The following is a 12,971-nucleotide window of genomic DNA, read 5'->3' on the forward strand; positions in this document are numbered from 1 at the left end:
GAAACCGGAAGGTTAGGAGGCCGGGAAACGTAACTCCCGATGCCTGACGATAATGTTAGGGGTAAGGGTTTTAAAGTGTTGCCCCAGCGTCTCGACCAAGTATACCGAACGGTGTTGACCGCCAGTGCAGCCGATCGCGATCGTCAGGTAGCTGCGATTGTCGGACTCGAAACGCGGCGCCCAACGGCCGACGAAATAACCGACATCGTGCAGAAATTCCTTGACGGCCGTTTCGTGCTGCAAAAATTCGACCACTTCGGCGTGTTTACCGGTCAAACCCCTTAGCTGCGGCACCCAATACGGATTCGGCAAACTGCGGGCGTCGAACACGAAATCGGCATCCAGCGGCATGCCGTATTTGAAGCCGAAAGACTGAAACAAAATGGACAGCGAACTCTTGCCTTTCTCGCCCAAGCGGTTTTTCAACAAGTCCCGCAACTGATGGTAATGGGTAAAACTGGTATCGATGACGATATCCGCGATCACCGCCACCGGATGCAACATTTGCCGTTCGATGTCCAGCGCCTCGCGCAACGGCAAGCTTTCGGTGGTCAACGGATGTTTGCGCCGAGTTTCGCTGTAACGCTTCAGGATGATGTTTTCGTCGGCTTCCATGTAAACCACTTCGCAATCGATACCCTTGCCGCGAATAAATGCGATGCAATCGGGGAAGTCCGCCAGTTTTTCGGTGCGATTGCGAGCGTCGATGCCGATCGCGGTCTTGGCGTACGTGGCCGGCGCCTTCGCCATCACGTCGTCGACAAACTGCTGCAACAGCACCACCGGCAGGTTATCGATGCAGTAGTAACCGCAGTCCTCCAAGGTATCCAGGGCGATACTTTTTCCGGAACCGGACAAGCCGCTGACGATGACGAGTTTCATGATGAGAATTCGAGACGGGGACGCCAAACCGTCCCCGCGAACCGATAGGAATTAACGGTGATTTTGGTTTTTTTCTTTGTGTTTGACGATTTGTCTGTCCAGTTTATCGACCATGTTATCGATCGCGACATACATATCTTCCTGGACATCCTCGGCATACAGTTTGGCGCCGCTGATTTGCACGGCCGCTTCGGCTTTTTGCTCCAGTTTCTCGACGGTCAAAATCACGTGAACGTCCACGACGTTGTCGAAATGACGCTTGATCTTGCTGATTTTGTCTTCGACATGAGCTTTTAACGAATCGGTAACTTCTACGTGATGACCGGTGATACTAACTTGCATGGAATACTCCTGTTTTTAAAAATTATGCTTCCGTACTCAGATAAGCCTTTTCCGCTGGCTGGTTGGCGGTATCGACATCGCTTCCCGGTATTTGGCAATGGTGCGGCGGGCGACGTTGATGCCTTTTTCATTCAATAAGTCGGATATTTTACTATCGCTTAATGGCTTGGCCGGGTTTTCGGAACCGACCAATTCTTTGATCAGCGCCCGAATCGCGGTCGCCGAACATTCTCCGCCGCCATCGGTACTGACATGGCTGGAGAAGAAGTATTTGAATTCGATGACGCCGTGCGGCGTGTGCATGTATTTTTGGGTGGTGACCCTGGAAATCGTCGACTCGTGAAGTTCCAGTTCCTCGGCGATATCCCGCAACACCATCGGTTTCATCGCGATCGCGCCGTGCTCGAAAAAATCGCCCTGCTTTTCGACGATGCTGCGCGCGACCCGCAACAAGGTGTCGTTGCGGCTGTGCAGGCTTTTGATAAACCAGCGCGCTTCCTGCAGATGGTTTTTCATGCTGACGTTGTCCTGGCTGTTGTCGGCCCGCTTGATCATTCCGGAATAAAACGGATTAATCCGTAATTTCGGGGCGATTTCCGGATTCAGATTGACTTGCCACGCCCCGGCTACCTTCGCGACGAACACATCGGGCACCACGTATTCGACGCTAACTTCCTGGACTTGACCGCCAGGCTTGGGGTCCAAGGTGCGGATCAAGGCCAACACGCCCCGCAACACGTCCTCGGTCATACCGACGCGCTTGATCAAGCGGGCTTGATCGCAAGTCGCCAGTAAATCCAGATGCCGTTTCACAAAATCCAGCGCATCCTCACGGTAGGGTGTCGTCGCCGGCAACTGCAGCAACTGCAAACGCAGGCAATCGGCCAAGTCCAAAGCCGCCACGCCGACCGGGTCGAAATTCTGCAGCATGTGCAACACGGCCTGAACCTCGTCGATTTCCAGGTTGTCGAGCTGCTCCTGCAAGCCCTGACAAATGTCGTTCAGATCGGTAGCGATGTAACCGTCGTCGTTGATGGCATCGATAATCGCCGCCGCGATCGCGTAGTCGCGGTCGGAGATGGGCAGCAACTCCAATTGCCAGAATAAATGATCGTGCAGACTTTCGGACTTACTGCGGAAGCTTTCGAATTCCGGCGTGTCGCCGTCGTCTCCGCCACTGGGCAAACTGCTTTCGTAAACATCGTCCCAGCTGACGTCGACCGGCAATTCGTCCGGCATGTCGGTTTGCGACCCCTCGCTGGTGACTTGATCGGGGTTTTCGGCTTTCTTTTCTCGAAAATCCAAATTCAGCGACTCTTCCTCTTCCACCTCCAGCATCATATTGGATTCAAGCGCCTGCTGGATTTCCTGCTGCAAATCCAGGGTCGACATCTGCAACAATTTGATCGCCTGCTGCAATTGCGGCGTCATCGTCAGACTCTGACCGATACGGAGTTGTAAGGATTGCTTCATGTGTATTTAAAAATCTATAAGCTAAATTTATCGCCCAGATACACTCTGCGCACTTCCGCATTGTCGACCAGTTCGCGGGATACACCCTCCGCGATAACCTTGCCGTCATTCAGGATGTAGGCGCGATCGCATATCTCCAATGTTTCTCTGACCTTATGCTCGGTAATCAAAATACCGATGCCGCGCTGCTTCAGATGCGCGATGATTTTTTGCAATTCCAGCACCGAAATCGGATCGACGCCGGCAAACGGTTCGTCCAGCAAAATAAATTGCGGCTCGCTGGCCAAGGCACGGGCGATTTCAACCCGGCGCCGCTCGCCGCCGGACAAGCCCAGCGCCAGTTGCTTGCGCAAATGGTTGATATTAAATTCCGCCAGCAGTTCGTCAATCATTAGCTCGATCTGACCGTCGGTCAAGTCGTCGCGAATCTGTAACACCGCCCGCAAATTATCCGCCACGCTCAATTTGCGAAACACCGACGCTTCTTGGGCCAGATAGCCTATCCCCAAGCGAGCCCGCCGATGCATCGGCTGGTAGGTGATGCGCTGATCGTCCAGGTAAATATCGCCCTTATCCGCCCGAATCAAACCGACCAGCATGTAAAAGCTGGTGGTCTTCCCGGCGCCGTTGGGGCCGAGTAAGCCGACGACTTCGCCGGTATCGACCTGCAAACCGACACCATCAACCACGTTACGGTTGTTGTAGCGCTTGTACAACTGCTCGGCAAGCAAACGCGCCATTACGGAGCCTTTTTGGTCTTGGGTTGGATCACCGAATGCACCCGCTTGCCGTCGGTGCTCTGCTCGCCGGCCTTCAACAGCGAGTTCTTGGTATCGTACTCGATATACTCGCTGGACTGTTTGGCGTCGCCCTGCCAAACCGAGGCGTTCTTCATGAAAATCAGCAGATTTTTTTCCGGGTAGAATTCGTTGACCAAGCCTTCGCCGTGCATTTCGTCCTTGCCGACGGCGGGCAACTGTTTGAAGCGCGACGGCTTACCGGTGGCAATTAGCTTGGTGATGGCTCCGTCCTTCAGGTAAACCACCAACTGATCGGCATCGATACGAATCGTGCCTTGCGTCGCGACGACGCCGCCGGTATAGGTGCTGACCTGGGTTTTCTCGTCGTAGACGGCATTGTTCGAGTCGATGTAAATCGGTTGTTCCGAATCCGACTCCAGCGCAACGACCGCCGGCGCGAGCCATAACAGGCTCCAACCCAGCATTTTACTTAATTTCATAGCGACCTTTCACTTTGGACAACAATTTCAGGTGAATCGGACTGACGAAAGTCGCTTCCATACCTATTCCCGCCGTTTTATTGGGCGGGCCGATAATTTCGGCCCAAGCCGCTGTCTCCGCATAATGGCTGGCGAGATTAACCCGCAAATCCGAAGTATTGACGGTCAGCGCCGCGTTGGTTTTGGACGCCTCCCGATTGATAAAAACCGTGCCGTTCAATTGCAAATGTTCGCCGTCGGCGGCCATCACGCCACTATCGGCTTTAATCACCCAGGGCATTTGGTTGGGGTTGTACAGCGTCATCACCGGCTTTTGCAAATGGGTGCTGCCGTCGGTTTTAAAATGCTGCATCCGCTCGGCAGACAGCTCGTTTTTAGCGATACCGTCCAGACCCATTTCCTGTTTGTAATAGACCTCGCTGAAAAAATCGGGACTGTTTTCCTCGATCTTGATCTGCTCCTGACGCAGCTCATGCATTTCCGCCAGCCACCAGGACAACGCCGCCGCCAGCGCGACGTAAGCGTACACGGCCAGATTGCGGATGCGTCCCTTCATAGATAGGCCTGCAAAACCGAATCGAAACGCCCCTGCACCTGCATGATCAGATCGCAAACCTCGCGCACCGCGCCTAATCCGCCAGCCGCTTCGGTTTGCCAGTCGGCGTAACGTTTGACCGCGAAATTGGCATCGGCAACCGCCACCGCGAAACCCACCTGGCGCATAATCGGCAAATCCAACACATCGTCGCCGACATAGCCGACCTGCTCGGCTCGCAACCCCAACAACTCCAGAATCTCGGCGAATGCGGCTCGTTTGTTCTCGTGGCCCTGGTACACGTGTTCGACGCCCAGACCACGCATGCGCAACGTCACCGAATTCGACTTGCGGCCGGAAATGACCGCCACCTCGACGCCGGTCTGCCGCAACAACTTGATACCGTGCCCGTCGCGGGCATGAAAACATTTATATTCTCGCCCCTCGTCGTCGAAAAACAGCCGGCCGTCGGTCAACACGCCGTCGACGTCCAAAATCAACAGCTTGAGGTTTTCAATGACTTGCAGCTTTTGTCTATCCAATCCAAACATGTCGCAATGCCCTCAAACGATGCCGGCCCGCAGCAAGTCGTGGGTATTGAGCGCACCCTGCAAGACCCGCTCGTGATCGACAACCAACAAGGCGTTGATTTTTTTGGTTTCCATAATGCGCATCGCCTCCGCCGCCAACATTCCGGCATCGATGACTGTGCCGGGTCGGCTCATGACTTGCGCGACTTGGGTAATGTGAACATCGAGATTTTTCTCCAGCATCCGCCGCAAATCGCCGTCGGTAAAAACTCCCACCACCTTGCGATCGGCATCGACCACCGCCGTCATGCCCAATTTCTTTTCGGTCATTTCCAGCAAGGCCCGACTAACCAAGACGTCGTCGGCCACCACCGGCACTTCGTCGCCGCGATGCATCATATCCTCGACCCGCAACAGCAGGCGCTTGCCCAGGCTACCGCCCGGATGCGACAACGCAAAATCGTCGCGGGTAAAACCGCGGGTTTCCAATAAGGACACCGCCAACGCGTCGCCCATCACCAGGGCCACCGTCGTGCTGGCGGTCGGCGCCAAGCCCAAAGGACAAGCTTCCTGTTCCACCGAGACGTCCAGATGCACGCTGGCCATGCGAGCCAGCGTCGAATCGGCATTGCCGGTCATCGCCACCAAGGGCACGCCCAGTCGCTTAATGATAGGCAAGATCGTCAAAATTTCCCCGGTCTCGCCGGAGTTGGATAATGCCAACACCACGTCCTGGCGAGTAATCATACCCAGATCGCCATGGCTCGCCTCGCCCGGATGTACGAAAAACGCCGGCGTCCCGGTGCTGGCCAGCGTCGCGGCAATCTTACCGGCAATATGCCCGGACTTGCCCATGCCGGTCACGACCACCCGTCCCTTGCAGTCCAACAACAAATGGCAGGCCCGCACGAACGCCTCGTCGATCCGTTCCGCCAGACGCGCGACGGCCTGCATTTCGGTCTGAATCACCGCCAGCGCCAAGGCCTGAATATCGTTATCGCCGCTCACCCGTTACCCTGCCCCAAAACCGCAAAATAAAAAGGAACCATTATTGCATGTAACCGCCGATAATTTCACGCAACACTTACATCCCAGCGACGATTACACCGCAAAACCGGGCGCGCAAATCCTCAATATTAACCTAACGATCATGAAACGATTTGTCACTGCGGACAATGAATAAGGAAGGGCGTCGTAGCGGGTTCAGTGGCGATCGAAGGCGTTCCGACCCAGGTATGCCGGTCCTTTGCCCAATGGCTTTCATAAACAGTCACCAAAATTGGGAAAAAATCCGCAAGCTCACGACAAATCCAACCGTCGCAAGACTTGCCGAGCATGCAAGCTGGCGGCGAACGACAACCCGAATTCGGCCAACATCCGGCACCTAGAAACAGACGCTAGACTTCTAGTTCGAGAAGATCACCGCGATGACGGACCATGCAGCACATCGACAAAATCATCAAATTCCATAATCGGCTAAAACACCGGCGCACACCGATTTCCGGAAAAGAACTCGATAAACAACTGGGATGCTCAAAATCCACTCGACAACGCCTGACGAAGGAACTGCCCGACCATTTAAACGCGCCGCTGATCTGCAACCGCTCGGCGGGCGGTTATTACTACGACCGTACCGACCCGCGTTACCCGTTCGAACTGCCCGGCATTTGGCTGACCGCCGACGAGCTGCAAGCCTTGATTGCCTGCCAGCATCTGCTCGGCAACCTGGCGCCTGGATTGTTACGCAACGAAATCGGCCAACTCCGCGACCATCTGCAAAAATTACTGGACCGCTCGCCGGGCATCAAAACCCAGAAACTGAGCCGGGTCAAAATCCTCAGCCACGCTTACCGCTGCCGCGACGGCGACTTGTTCCTAACGCTGGCCCAAGCCCTGTTCGAGCAACAACGGCTACTGGTTCATTACCACGCCCGTAGTGACGACCAAACCAGCGCACGGACCATCTCGCCGCAAAACCTGGTTTTATATAAAGACAACTGGTACTTGGACGCCTACTGCCACCAACTCGACGAACCGCGCACCTTCGCGCTGGACCGAATCAGGTCCGCAACCGCCAGCGGCGAACCGGCGCTTCTGCTGGAGCCGGACACACTGCAACAACACTTCGCTCCGCCTACGGCATCTTCGCCGGCACCCCCAAAACATACCGCCATCCTCAATTTCTCCGCCAAGGCCGGCCGCTGGGTAGCGGACGAAACCTGGCATAGCCGACAAGAATCCGAGTGGCTGACCGACGGCCGTTACCAACTACGCATCCCCTTCAACCGCCACGAAGAATTGCTGATGGATATTCTGAAATACGGCGCCGAGGTGGAAGTGGTGGAGCCAGGGTTTTTGCGGGAGTTGGTGAAGGCGGCCGCAGAGAAAATGTTAGCGATGTATCGGTCGAATATCCGCGCTGACCGTGCGAGTTTGGTCAATAAACTGATCAAATTACCCGGCATCAAGGTCTGTCTGGAAGCCACCGGTATTTACCATTTCGATCTCGCTATTGCGCTACATGACGCCGGCATTCCGGTGATGGTGGTTAATCCCAAGGCTTCGCATAACTTCGCCAAGGCCTTGATGAAAAACAGTAAAACCGACGCCGTCGATGCCAATACCCTCGCCGAATATGTCGAGCGCATGGATTTCGTCGCCTGGACACCCCCTTCGAATCAGGTGTTGGCCTTGCGTGGTTTTGCTCGCCGCATCGACGCACTGACGGGTCAAAAAGCCGCCGCGAAAAATCATCTGCATGCGCTGAGTGCGACAGAGGAAACTCCGAAGGCCTTGCTGCGCGATGCCAAATTGGCGATTAGTCAGCTGGAAAAACGTATCGATACGTTGGCTAGCGAGGCGCTGGCGTTGATCGACCAGTACCCGGACCTTCAACGAATATTCGAACTGCTGACCGGCATCAAAGGCATTGCCCAAACCAGCGCCATCGCCTTGATGGGCGAGCTGCTGCTATTGCCGCCCAATCTATCGCACCGCGAATGGGTCAAGTTTGCCGGACTCGACCCCAAGGCCTTTGAGTCGGGCAAAAGCGTACACAAGAAAATGCGGCTGTCCAAGGCCGGTAACCGACATATTCGTTCGGCGTTGTATATGCCGGCCTTGAGTGCCAAACAGCACGATCCGCATGTGCGGGCGTACGTCCAACATTTGCTCGACAACGGCAAGAAACCTTTGCAAGCCGTCTGCGCCGTCATGCGTAAATTACTGCATGCGATCCATGGCATGCTGAAGCACGATCAGCCGTTCGATAACACACGCTTTTATGCCATTCCGGTACCAAATGTCGCGCAATAAAGAAACGACGAAATTTGTTGATTTTGAACAGAGTATCTACGAGCTGAAGCGGGTGGACCGGATAATTGACAGCTTTATCGGCGGATGACGCTTCGCTTATCCGCCCTACGGCCCTCGTCGCCGAAACCTTGCCGTTCGGCAGGATAACGTTTTCCAAAAAAGCTCGACGGTTTTGTCGGAGAGCTAGAAACCAGAATCGCTGAGTTCGGAACATCCGTCGTCGCGTTCCAGACCGCAAGCGGCGGCATGAACCCACCGCGCTAGCGTCGTCGCTAAAAACGAATGCCGGAACCGACCGAAATCCGCCGCTTTTGCGGATGGGCGATCAGATACCTTCGGGCAATTTCGCCGCCATCATCGCCCGCCGATCCAGTTTTATGCCGTCGGCAACGAAACTGCCGTCGCCGACTGCGTGCAGGGTGCGGCGTTCCGCGCGTTCGTCGTCCAGGTAAGCGGCCAGCCCCTCCAGCACGACGATGTTATGGCGTTCGACGATGTCGATCACCCGGCATTCGATGTTCGCCAAGCATTCTTGGATTAAAGGCGCCGCGACGTGCTGGCCGCGTAGCGCGGTCAAACCGAATTTGGCGAATTTGTCGGTATCGCTGCCCGAGCAAATGCCTATGCCGACCACCCGGTCGAGCAAGTCCAGCGTCGGAATCGCCAGCACACAGGCCTTGGTGTCGCGAAGCGCTTGATAGGAATGGTTCCACGGCCCGGTTGCGATCGCGAACTTGGGCGAGAAGTCCAACACCATGGTCCAGGAAACAGTCATCACGTTGTCGCGCCGGCCGGCGTTGGTCGTCACCCACACCACCGGGCCGGGTTCGATCAACGTGAAGGCTTGGTTGAGGGGCAGGGTTTTCATCCGGCTAGACTCCGAAAGGGGCGCCGGTAAAGCCGTCACAGCTTCACAAGCGGTCGTGATGCATCGCGTACCACGGGTACCGGCATAAGCTTATCACCGTAGCGAAGCCGGAAACAACGCGGTAGGTTCGTACTGGTTGGTAAGCGCTTAACAACAAATCACCATGCATTAAAATAGCGAGATTTCAGGTGTGGTGGTAGCGACAGAATGCGGGCAAGAGCAATAGAATTGAACGAAAGCGAACGAGAGCAGCTCCAGCAAATTATCAAAAAAGGGAGCGATTGGCGAGAACGGGAGCGGGCACAGACCATTTTGATGTTAGCCAATGGCCAGACAGTCATTGCGATTGCAGAACAGCAAGGCGTGAAACCGGAAGCTATACGGGAGCGGCGGCGGAAGTGGTGGAGAAATGGGCTGAACAGTTTACCGGATCAACCCCGCAGTGGTGCACCAAGTAAATTGACTGACGCGCATCGATGCCGGCTCAAAGAATGGATCGATGCGGAACCTTTAAACTGCCGGGCATTGGTCAGTCGTCTAACGACGGAATGCGACGTGACGATTAGCGCCAGCACCTTGCGGAACGAGTTAAAACGGATGGGCTATGTATGGAAGCGCACCCGTTACAGTTTAAAAAAAAGCGTGATCCCGAGCGCTTCGAGCGGGCCCAACACGACATTGCCGCACTGATTCAGCAAGCGCAAGCCGGCGAAATCGAATTGGCCTATGTGGATGAGGCCGGATTTGCACCACAACCACCGAATCGTTCGGCTTGGACCAAAAGCGGAGAAGTTCATGCCATTACCGCTAAACGCGCGCAGCGGATGAACGTCATTGGCGCTTTGCTTTCATCGGGTCGATTAATGCTGACTAAGCTGTGGCAAAGCGTCAATGGTCTGTGGTTTTTGGGCTTTCTGATGGCATTGGTCCAACGCGTCAGCAAGCCATTGGTGGTGATTTTGTAAGCGGTCCTTTAACAGCATCTGTATAAACAGCTCGAAAGGAACGAAGATAGTGTCCACTTATAATCAGGTGGACACCTATGAAGGAGCATAACACGCGATTATCGCGGCCATTAATCGTGGGGCACGGGCGAGACGGCCGTTGCCTTTATGATCCGGAAGCCAAGCGGGAGCTAGTGAAAGTTTGCTTGCATTCGGGCACATCGGTTGCCAAGATCGCTCTGCAATACGGTATCAATGCCAATCTGCTGCGCAAGTGGATGGGGCATTACCGAGAAACAGGACATCCGAATCCGAACAGTCCATTAACGTTGCCGGCTTTTGTGCCCGTTCAGTCGCTGAGCGCAGAGAAACCGGCTGAGTCAGCGCTCAGTGCGGAGTTGCCCAACGGCGTTAAACTCGCGTTACAGCCTGTCGCACTGAGCGACCTGCCGGTGATTTTGAAGGCGTTGGCCGAGCTGCCATGTTTCGTTTCGACGCAGGATTGAAGGTCTACCTGCACCGCGAGCCGGTCGACGGCCGCAAGGCCATCAATGGTTTAGCGCTGCTGGTTGAGCAGGCATTAGGCTTGAATCCGTTCGAGCCGGCCATCTACGTGTTCAGCAACCGCCGGCGGGATCGGATCAAACTGCTGTTGTGGGACCGCACCGGTTTTTGGTTGATGCTCAAGCGGCTGGAAGCCGACCGTTTTCACTGGCCGAAAGAGGCAGCAGTTGTGATGTTGACGGTCGAGCAACTCCACTGGTTGTTAGCCGGTATTGACTTGGCCGCGATGCGGCCGCATCCGGCACGAACCTATACCCAAGTGGGCTGAAACGCGGATGTAAAGCCGGTAAAATAACGGCATGACGCCCACCATCACGCTGTCCACCGAAGACTACCAAGCCTTGCTGGCCGAGCAGCAACGGCTGGCGAGTCAACTGCGGTTGGTGACGGTCGAGCGGGATTTATTGAAAGAACGTGTGGATGCCTTTCTGCATAGGCTGTATGCCGCAAAATCCGAGGCGCGGGCCAATCCGGCCCAGCGCGACCTGTTCCTGAACGAAGCCGAAGTGTTGGCGCCGAACGGTGCTCCAATCGCCGAGGAAGCCACGCCCGAAGCGGTCGAGGTGGCCGGTCACCGCCGTAAGAAACGCGGTCGCAAACCGCTCGATCCGCATCTGCCGCGTGAGATCGTGCGCCATGAATTAGCGGAAGCCGAACGCATCTGTGCGCATGACGGTACTCGTCTGGTGGAAATCGGCGCTGAAATCAGCGAGCAGCTCGACATCGTGCCGCAACAGGTGCGAGTCATTCAACATCACCGCGTCAAATATGCCTGCCCGTGCTGCGATGAAAGCATTCGCGTGACGCCGGCACCGGTTCGCATCATCCCCAAAGGCTTACTCACCGAAACGGCATTAGCCTGGGTCGTCACCGCCAAATACCAGGATAGCCTGCCGCTGTATCGGCAAGCCGCGCTGTTGAGCCGTTTCGGCGGCGATCTGTCGCGCAACACGCTGGCGGCTAGCATGGTGCGGGTTGGCGACGCAGTGCAACCCATCATCAACTTGCTGCGCGACCATCTGCTCGATGCCGATCTGATCCTGGGCGACGAAACCGTGGTTCAAGTGCTCAAAGAATCCGGCCGAGCCGCGCAAAGCAAAAGCTATCTGTGGGCACAAATGACCGGCTCCGGACCGCCGATTCGGCTGTTCAGCTACACGCCGGGGCGCGGCGGAACGCATGCGCAGCCGTTGTATGAAGGCATCAAACCCGGCGCGGTACTGATGAGCGACGGCTATGAGGTGTATAACGCCATTGCAGCCAGCCGGGGTGCGATTCACCTCGGCTGTTGGGCGCATGCGCGGCGTTATTTTGTCGAGGCCGAAGCCGCCATTCCTAAAGCCGCGCGCGGCCCGGAGCAACTGGCGACGCAGTTTATCGCGGCGATGGGTGAACTGTACGCGATTGAAACTCAGACGGAAGACCTGAGCGTCGAACAGCGTGGGCAGCGGCGCCAGGAGCAAAGCCGACCGGTTTTGGTCAAAATCGAAGCCCTGCTGCTACAACATCTGCATGCGGTAATCCCCGGTAGTTTGCTGGGCAAGGCTTTGCATTACTTGTCATCGCAGTGGTCCAAACTGATCCGCTTCGTCGACAACGGCGCTTGGCCCATCGACAACAACCTCTGCGAAAACGCCATACGCCCCTTCGTGGTGGGCCGCCGCAATTGGTTGTTTTGCGATACGGTGGCCGGCGCCCGTGCCAGCGCTAATCTTTACTCGTTGATCGAAACCTGCAAGGCCAATAGCGTCGACCCTTACACCTATCTGGTCGATCTGTTCCGAAAGCTTCCCACCGCAAAAACTGTCGAAGAGTTCGAAGCGCTGTTGCCTTGGAATCTCGACGCCCTAACGGACTAATCGTACGCCAACGGTTAAGTCATTGTCCGTTTCAGTTCTAGTGCGTCCTTCAAAGATCGCTTACGTGATTTTAGATAATGCGTCCATTCATACGGCCAAAAAACTGAAGCCGTATTGGGATTTGCTGGAAGAGAAAGGTATTCGATTTTATTTCCTGCCGCCCTATAGCCCTGAGTTGAATCGGATTGAATTGCTGTGGCATAAAATGAAATATGAATGGCTGCCATTCAAAACATTTATGCCGGATGAGCTTGAGCAGGCTATTGACGAAATTGGCCGAGGGTTTGGCTCACAATACACGCTAACTTTTTGCTAAGAGCTTATTGCGTAGCCTTGATGCAGTGTTAGCGGAATCGAGGGTGTCGGCGGTTCTGTCACGTGACTAACATCGGCGAGTTGTGGGGGATAGCCGATTTCAT

At 55.5% G+C, this 12,971-nt stretch carries 16 protein-coding genes; 7 read left to right on the forward strand and 9 right to left on the reverse strand.

The window, feature by feature from the left end; translation table 11 throughout:
- Positions 1–12: 12 nt before the first annotated feature.
- Genes rapZ through ACQE3E_RS21815 form a run of 8 tightly spaced genes read right to left on the reverse strand, consistent with a single transcriptional unit; the run spans position 13 to position 6,010 of the window.
- Positions 13–882 carry an RNase adapter RapZ gene (gene rapZ, locus ACQE3E_RS21780; RefSeq protein WP_064028138.1) on the reverse strand — a complete coding sequence of 290 codons (870 nt, stop codon included), beginning with the start codon at positions 880–882 and terminating at the stop codon, positions 13–15.
- Positions 883–933: 51 nt separating this feature from the next.
- A complete protein-coding gene (gene hpf, locus ACQE3E_RS21785) occupies positions 934–1,224 on the reverse strand; it encodes a ribosome hibernation-promoting factor, HPF/YfiA family (protein ID WP_064028135.1) in 291 nt (96 codons plus the stop codon).
- A 36-nt stretch (positions 1,225–1,260) separates the two neighbouring features.
- Positions 1,261–2,697, reverse strand: a complete 1,437-nt coding sequence (locus ACQE3E_RS21790) for an RNA polymerase factor sigma-54 (RefSeq protein ID WP_071159110.1) — start codon at positions 2,695–2,697, stop codon at positions 1,261–1,263.
- Between the two features lie 14 nt (positions 2,698–2,711).
- Positions 2,712–3,437 (reverse strand): LPS export ABC transporter ATP-binding protein, encoded by a 726-nt coding sequence (gene lptB / locus ACQE3E_RS21795; protein WP_064028131.1) that lies wholly within the window; start codon positions 3,435–3,437, stop codon positions 2,712–2,714.
- Complete coding sequence (gene lptA / locus ACQE3E_RS21800; RefSeq protein WP_064028129.1) at positions 3,437–3,937, reverse strand: lipopolysaccharide transport periplasmic protein LptA; 501 nt, start codon at positions 3,935–3,937, stop codon at positions 3,437–3,439. Before lptA ends, lptB begins: the two co-directional genes overlap by 1 nt.
- Positions 3,924–4,493, reverse strand: coding sequence for an LPS export ABC transporter periplasmic protein LptC (gene lptC, locus ACQE3E_RS21805; protein WP_064028127.1), 570 nt, complete (start codon positions 4,491–4,493; stop codon positions 3,924–3,926). The genes lptA and lptC overlap by 14 nt, the downstream gene beginning before the upstream one ends.
- Positions 4,490–5,023, reverse strand: a complete 534-nt coding sequence (gene kdsC / locus ACQE3E_RS21810) for a 3-deoxy-manno-octulosonate-8-phosphatase KdsC (RefSeq protein WP_064028125.1) — start codon at positions 5,021–5,023, stop codon at positions 4,490–4,492. The genes lptC and kdsC overlap by 4 nt, the downstream gene beginning before the upstream one ends.
- Before the next feature lie 12 nt (positions 5,024–5,035).
- Entirely contained in the window at positions 5,036–6,010 is a 975-nt protein-coding gene (locus tag ACQE3E_RS21815; protein WP_064028123.1) for a KpsF/GutQ family sugar-phosphate isomerase, read from the reverse strand.
- A gap of 429 nt (positions 6,011–6,439) precedes the next feature.
- Between ACQE3E_RS21815 and ACQE3E_RS21820 the strand changes: the two genes are divergently transcribed.
- Positions 6,440–8,317, forward strand: a complete 1,878-nt coding sequence (locus ACQE3E_RS21820) for an IS110 family transposase (protein ID WP_427501065.1) — start codon at positions 6,440–6,442, stop codon at positions 8,315–8,317.
- Positions 8,318–8,642: 325 nt separating this feature from the next.
- Here the strand turns inward: ACQE3E_RS21820 and ACQE3E_RS21825 are convergent, their stop codons facing one another.
- Positions 8,643–9,185 carry a flavin reductase family protein gene (locus ACQE3E_RS21825; protein ID WP_427501066.1) on the reverse strand — a complete coding sequence of 181 codons (543 nt, stop codon included), beginning with the start codon at positions 9,183–9,185 and terminating at the stop codon, positions 8,643–8,645.
- A 207-nt stretch (positions 9,186–9,392) separates the two neighbouring features.
- Here ACQE3E_RS21825 and ACQE3E_RS21830 point away from each other — a divergent pair, with 207 nt between their 5' ends.
- From ACQE3E_RS21830 to ACQE3E_RS21855, 6 genes are all read left to right on the forward strand, one after another.
- Positions 9,393–9,875, forward strand: a complete 483-nt coding sequence (locus tag ACQE3E_RS21830; protein WP_313728406.1) for a helix-turn-helix domain-containing protein — start codon at positions 9,393–9,395, stop codon at positions 9,873–9,875.
- The gene (locus tag ACQE3E_RS21835; protein WP_427501067.1) at positions 9,794–10,150 is read left to right on the forward strand and encodes a transposase; all 357 of its coding nucleotides are present in this window, start codon (positions 9,794–9,796) and stop codon (positions 10,148–10,150) included. Before ACQE3E_RS21830 ends, ACQE3E_RS21835 begins: the two co-directional genes overlap by 82 nt.
- Positions 10,151–10,227: 77 nt before the next feature.
- Positions 10,228–10,635, forward strand: a complete 408-nt coding sequence (locus tag ACQE3E_RS21840; protein WP_231883784.1) for a transposase — start codon at positions 10,228–10,230, stop codon at positions 10,633–10,635.
- A complete protein-coding gene (gene tnpB / locus ACQE3E_RS21845; protein ID WP_313727828.1) occupies positions 10,611–10,961 on the forward strand; it encodes an IS66 family insertion sequence element accessory protein TnpB in 351 nt (116 codons plus the stop codon). Before ACQE3E_RS21840 ends, tnpB begins: the two co-directional genes overlap by 25 nt.
- A gap of 31 nt (positions 10,962–10,992) precedes the next feature.
- On the forward strand, positions 10,993–12,552 hold the full coding sequence (gene tnpC / locus ACQE3E_RS21850; protein WP_313728405.1) for an IS66 family transposase: 1,560 nt from the start codon (positions 10,993–10,995) through the stop codon (positions 12,550–12,552).
- A gap of 22 nt (positions 12,553–12,574) precedes the next feature.
- Positions 12,575–12,868 carry a transposase gene (locus ACQE3E_RS21855; protein WP_427501068.1) on the forward strand — a complete coding sequence of 98 codons (294 nt, stop codon included), beginning with the start codon at positions 12,575–12,577 and terminating at the stop codon, positions 12,866–12,868.
- Positions 12,869–12,971: the final 103 nt, after the last annotated feature.

Origin of the sequence: Methylomonas sp. MED-D (assembly GCF_050276835.1) — a bacterium.
Taxonomy (GTDB): domain Bacteria; phylum Pseudomonadota; class Gammaproteobacteria; order Methylococcales; family Methylomonadaceae; genus Methylomonas; species Methylomonas koyamae_A.

Bases quoted from the DNA above. Each gene is read 5' to 3' on its own strand.
- lptB (WP_064028131.1), bottom strand. From the start codon at position 3,437: ATGGCGCGTTTGCTTGCCGAGCAGTTGTACAAGCGCTACAACAACCGT.
- kdsC (WP_064028125.1), bottom strand. From the start codon at position 5,023: ATGTTTGGATTGGATAGACAAAAGCTGCAAGTCATTGAAAACCTCAAG.
- rapZ (WP_064028138.1), bottom strand. From the start codon at position 882: ATGAAACTCGTCATCGTCAGCGGCTTGTCCGGTTCCGGAAAAAGTATC.
- ACQE3E_RS21790 (WP_071159110.1), bottom strand. From the start codon at position 2,697: ATGAAGCAATCCTTACAACTCCGTATCGGTCAGAGTCTGACGATGACG.
- ACQE3E_RS21840 (WP_231883784.1), top strand. From the start codon at position 10,228: ATGAAGGAGCATAACACGCGATTATCGCGGCCATTAATCGTGGGGCAC.
- ACQE3E_RS21835 (WP_427501067.1), top strand. From the start codon at position 9,794: ATGGAAGCGCACCCGTTACAGTTTAAAAAAAAGCGTGATCCCGAGCGC.
- ACQE3E_RS21820 (WP_427501065.1), top strand. From the start codon at position 6,440: ATGCAGCACATCGACAAAATCATCAAATTCCATAATCGGCTAAAACAC.
- tnpB (WP_313727828.1), top strand. From the start codon at position 10,611: ATGTTTCGTTTCGACGCAGGATTGAAGGTCTACCTGCACCGCGAGCCG.
- lptA (WP_064028129.1), bottom strand. From the start codon at position 3,937: ATGAAATTAAGTAAAATGCTGGGTTGGAGCCTGTTATGGCTCGCGCCG.
- ACQE3E_RS21825 (WP_427501066.1), bottom strand. From the start codon at position 9,185: ATGAAAACCCTGCCCCTCAACCAAGCCTTCACGTTGATCGAACCCGGC.
- tnpC (WP_313728405.1), top strand. From the start codon at position 10,993: ATGACGCCCACCATCACGCTGTCCACCGAAGACTACCAAGCCTTGCTG.
- hpf (WP_064028135.1), bottom strand. From the start codon at position 1,224: ATGCAAGTTAGTATCACCGGTCATCACGTAGAAGTTACCGATTCGTTA.
- lptC (WP_064028127.1), bottom strand. From the start codon at position 4,493: ATGAAGGGACGCATCCGCAATCTGGCCGTGTACGCTTACGTCGCGCTG.
- ACQE3E_RS21830 (WP_313728406.1), top strand. From the start codon at position 9,393: ATGCGGGCAAGAGCAATAGAATTGAACGAAAGCGAACGAGAGCAGCTC.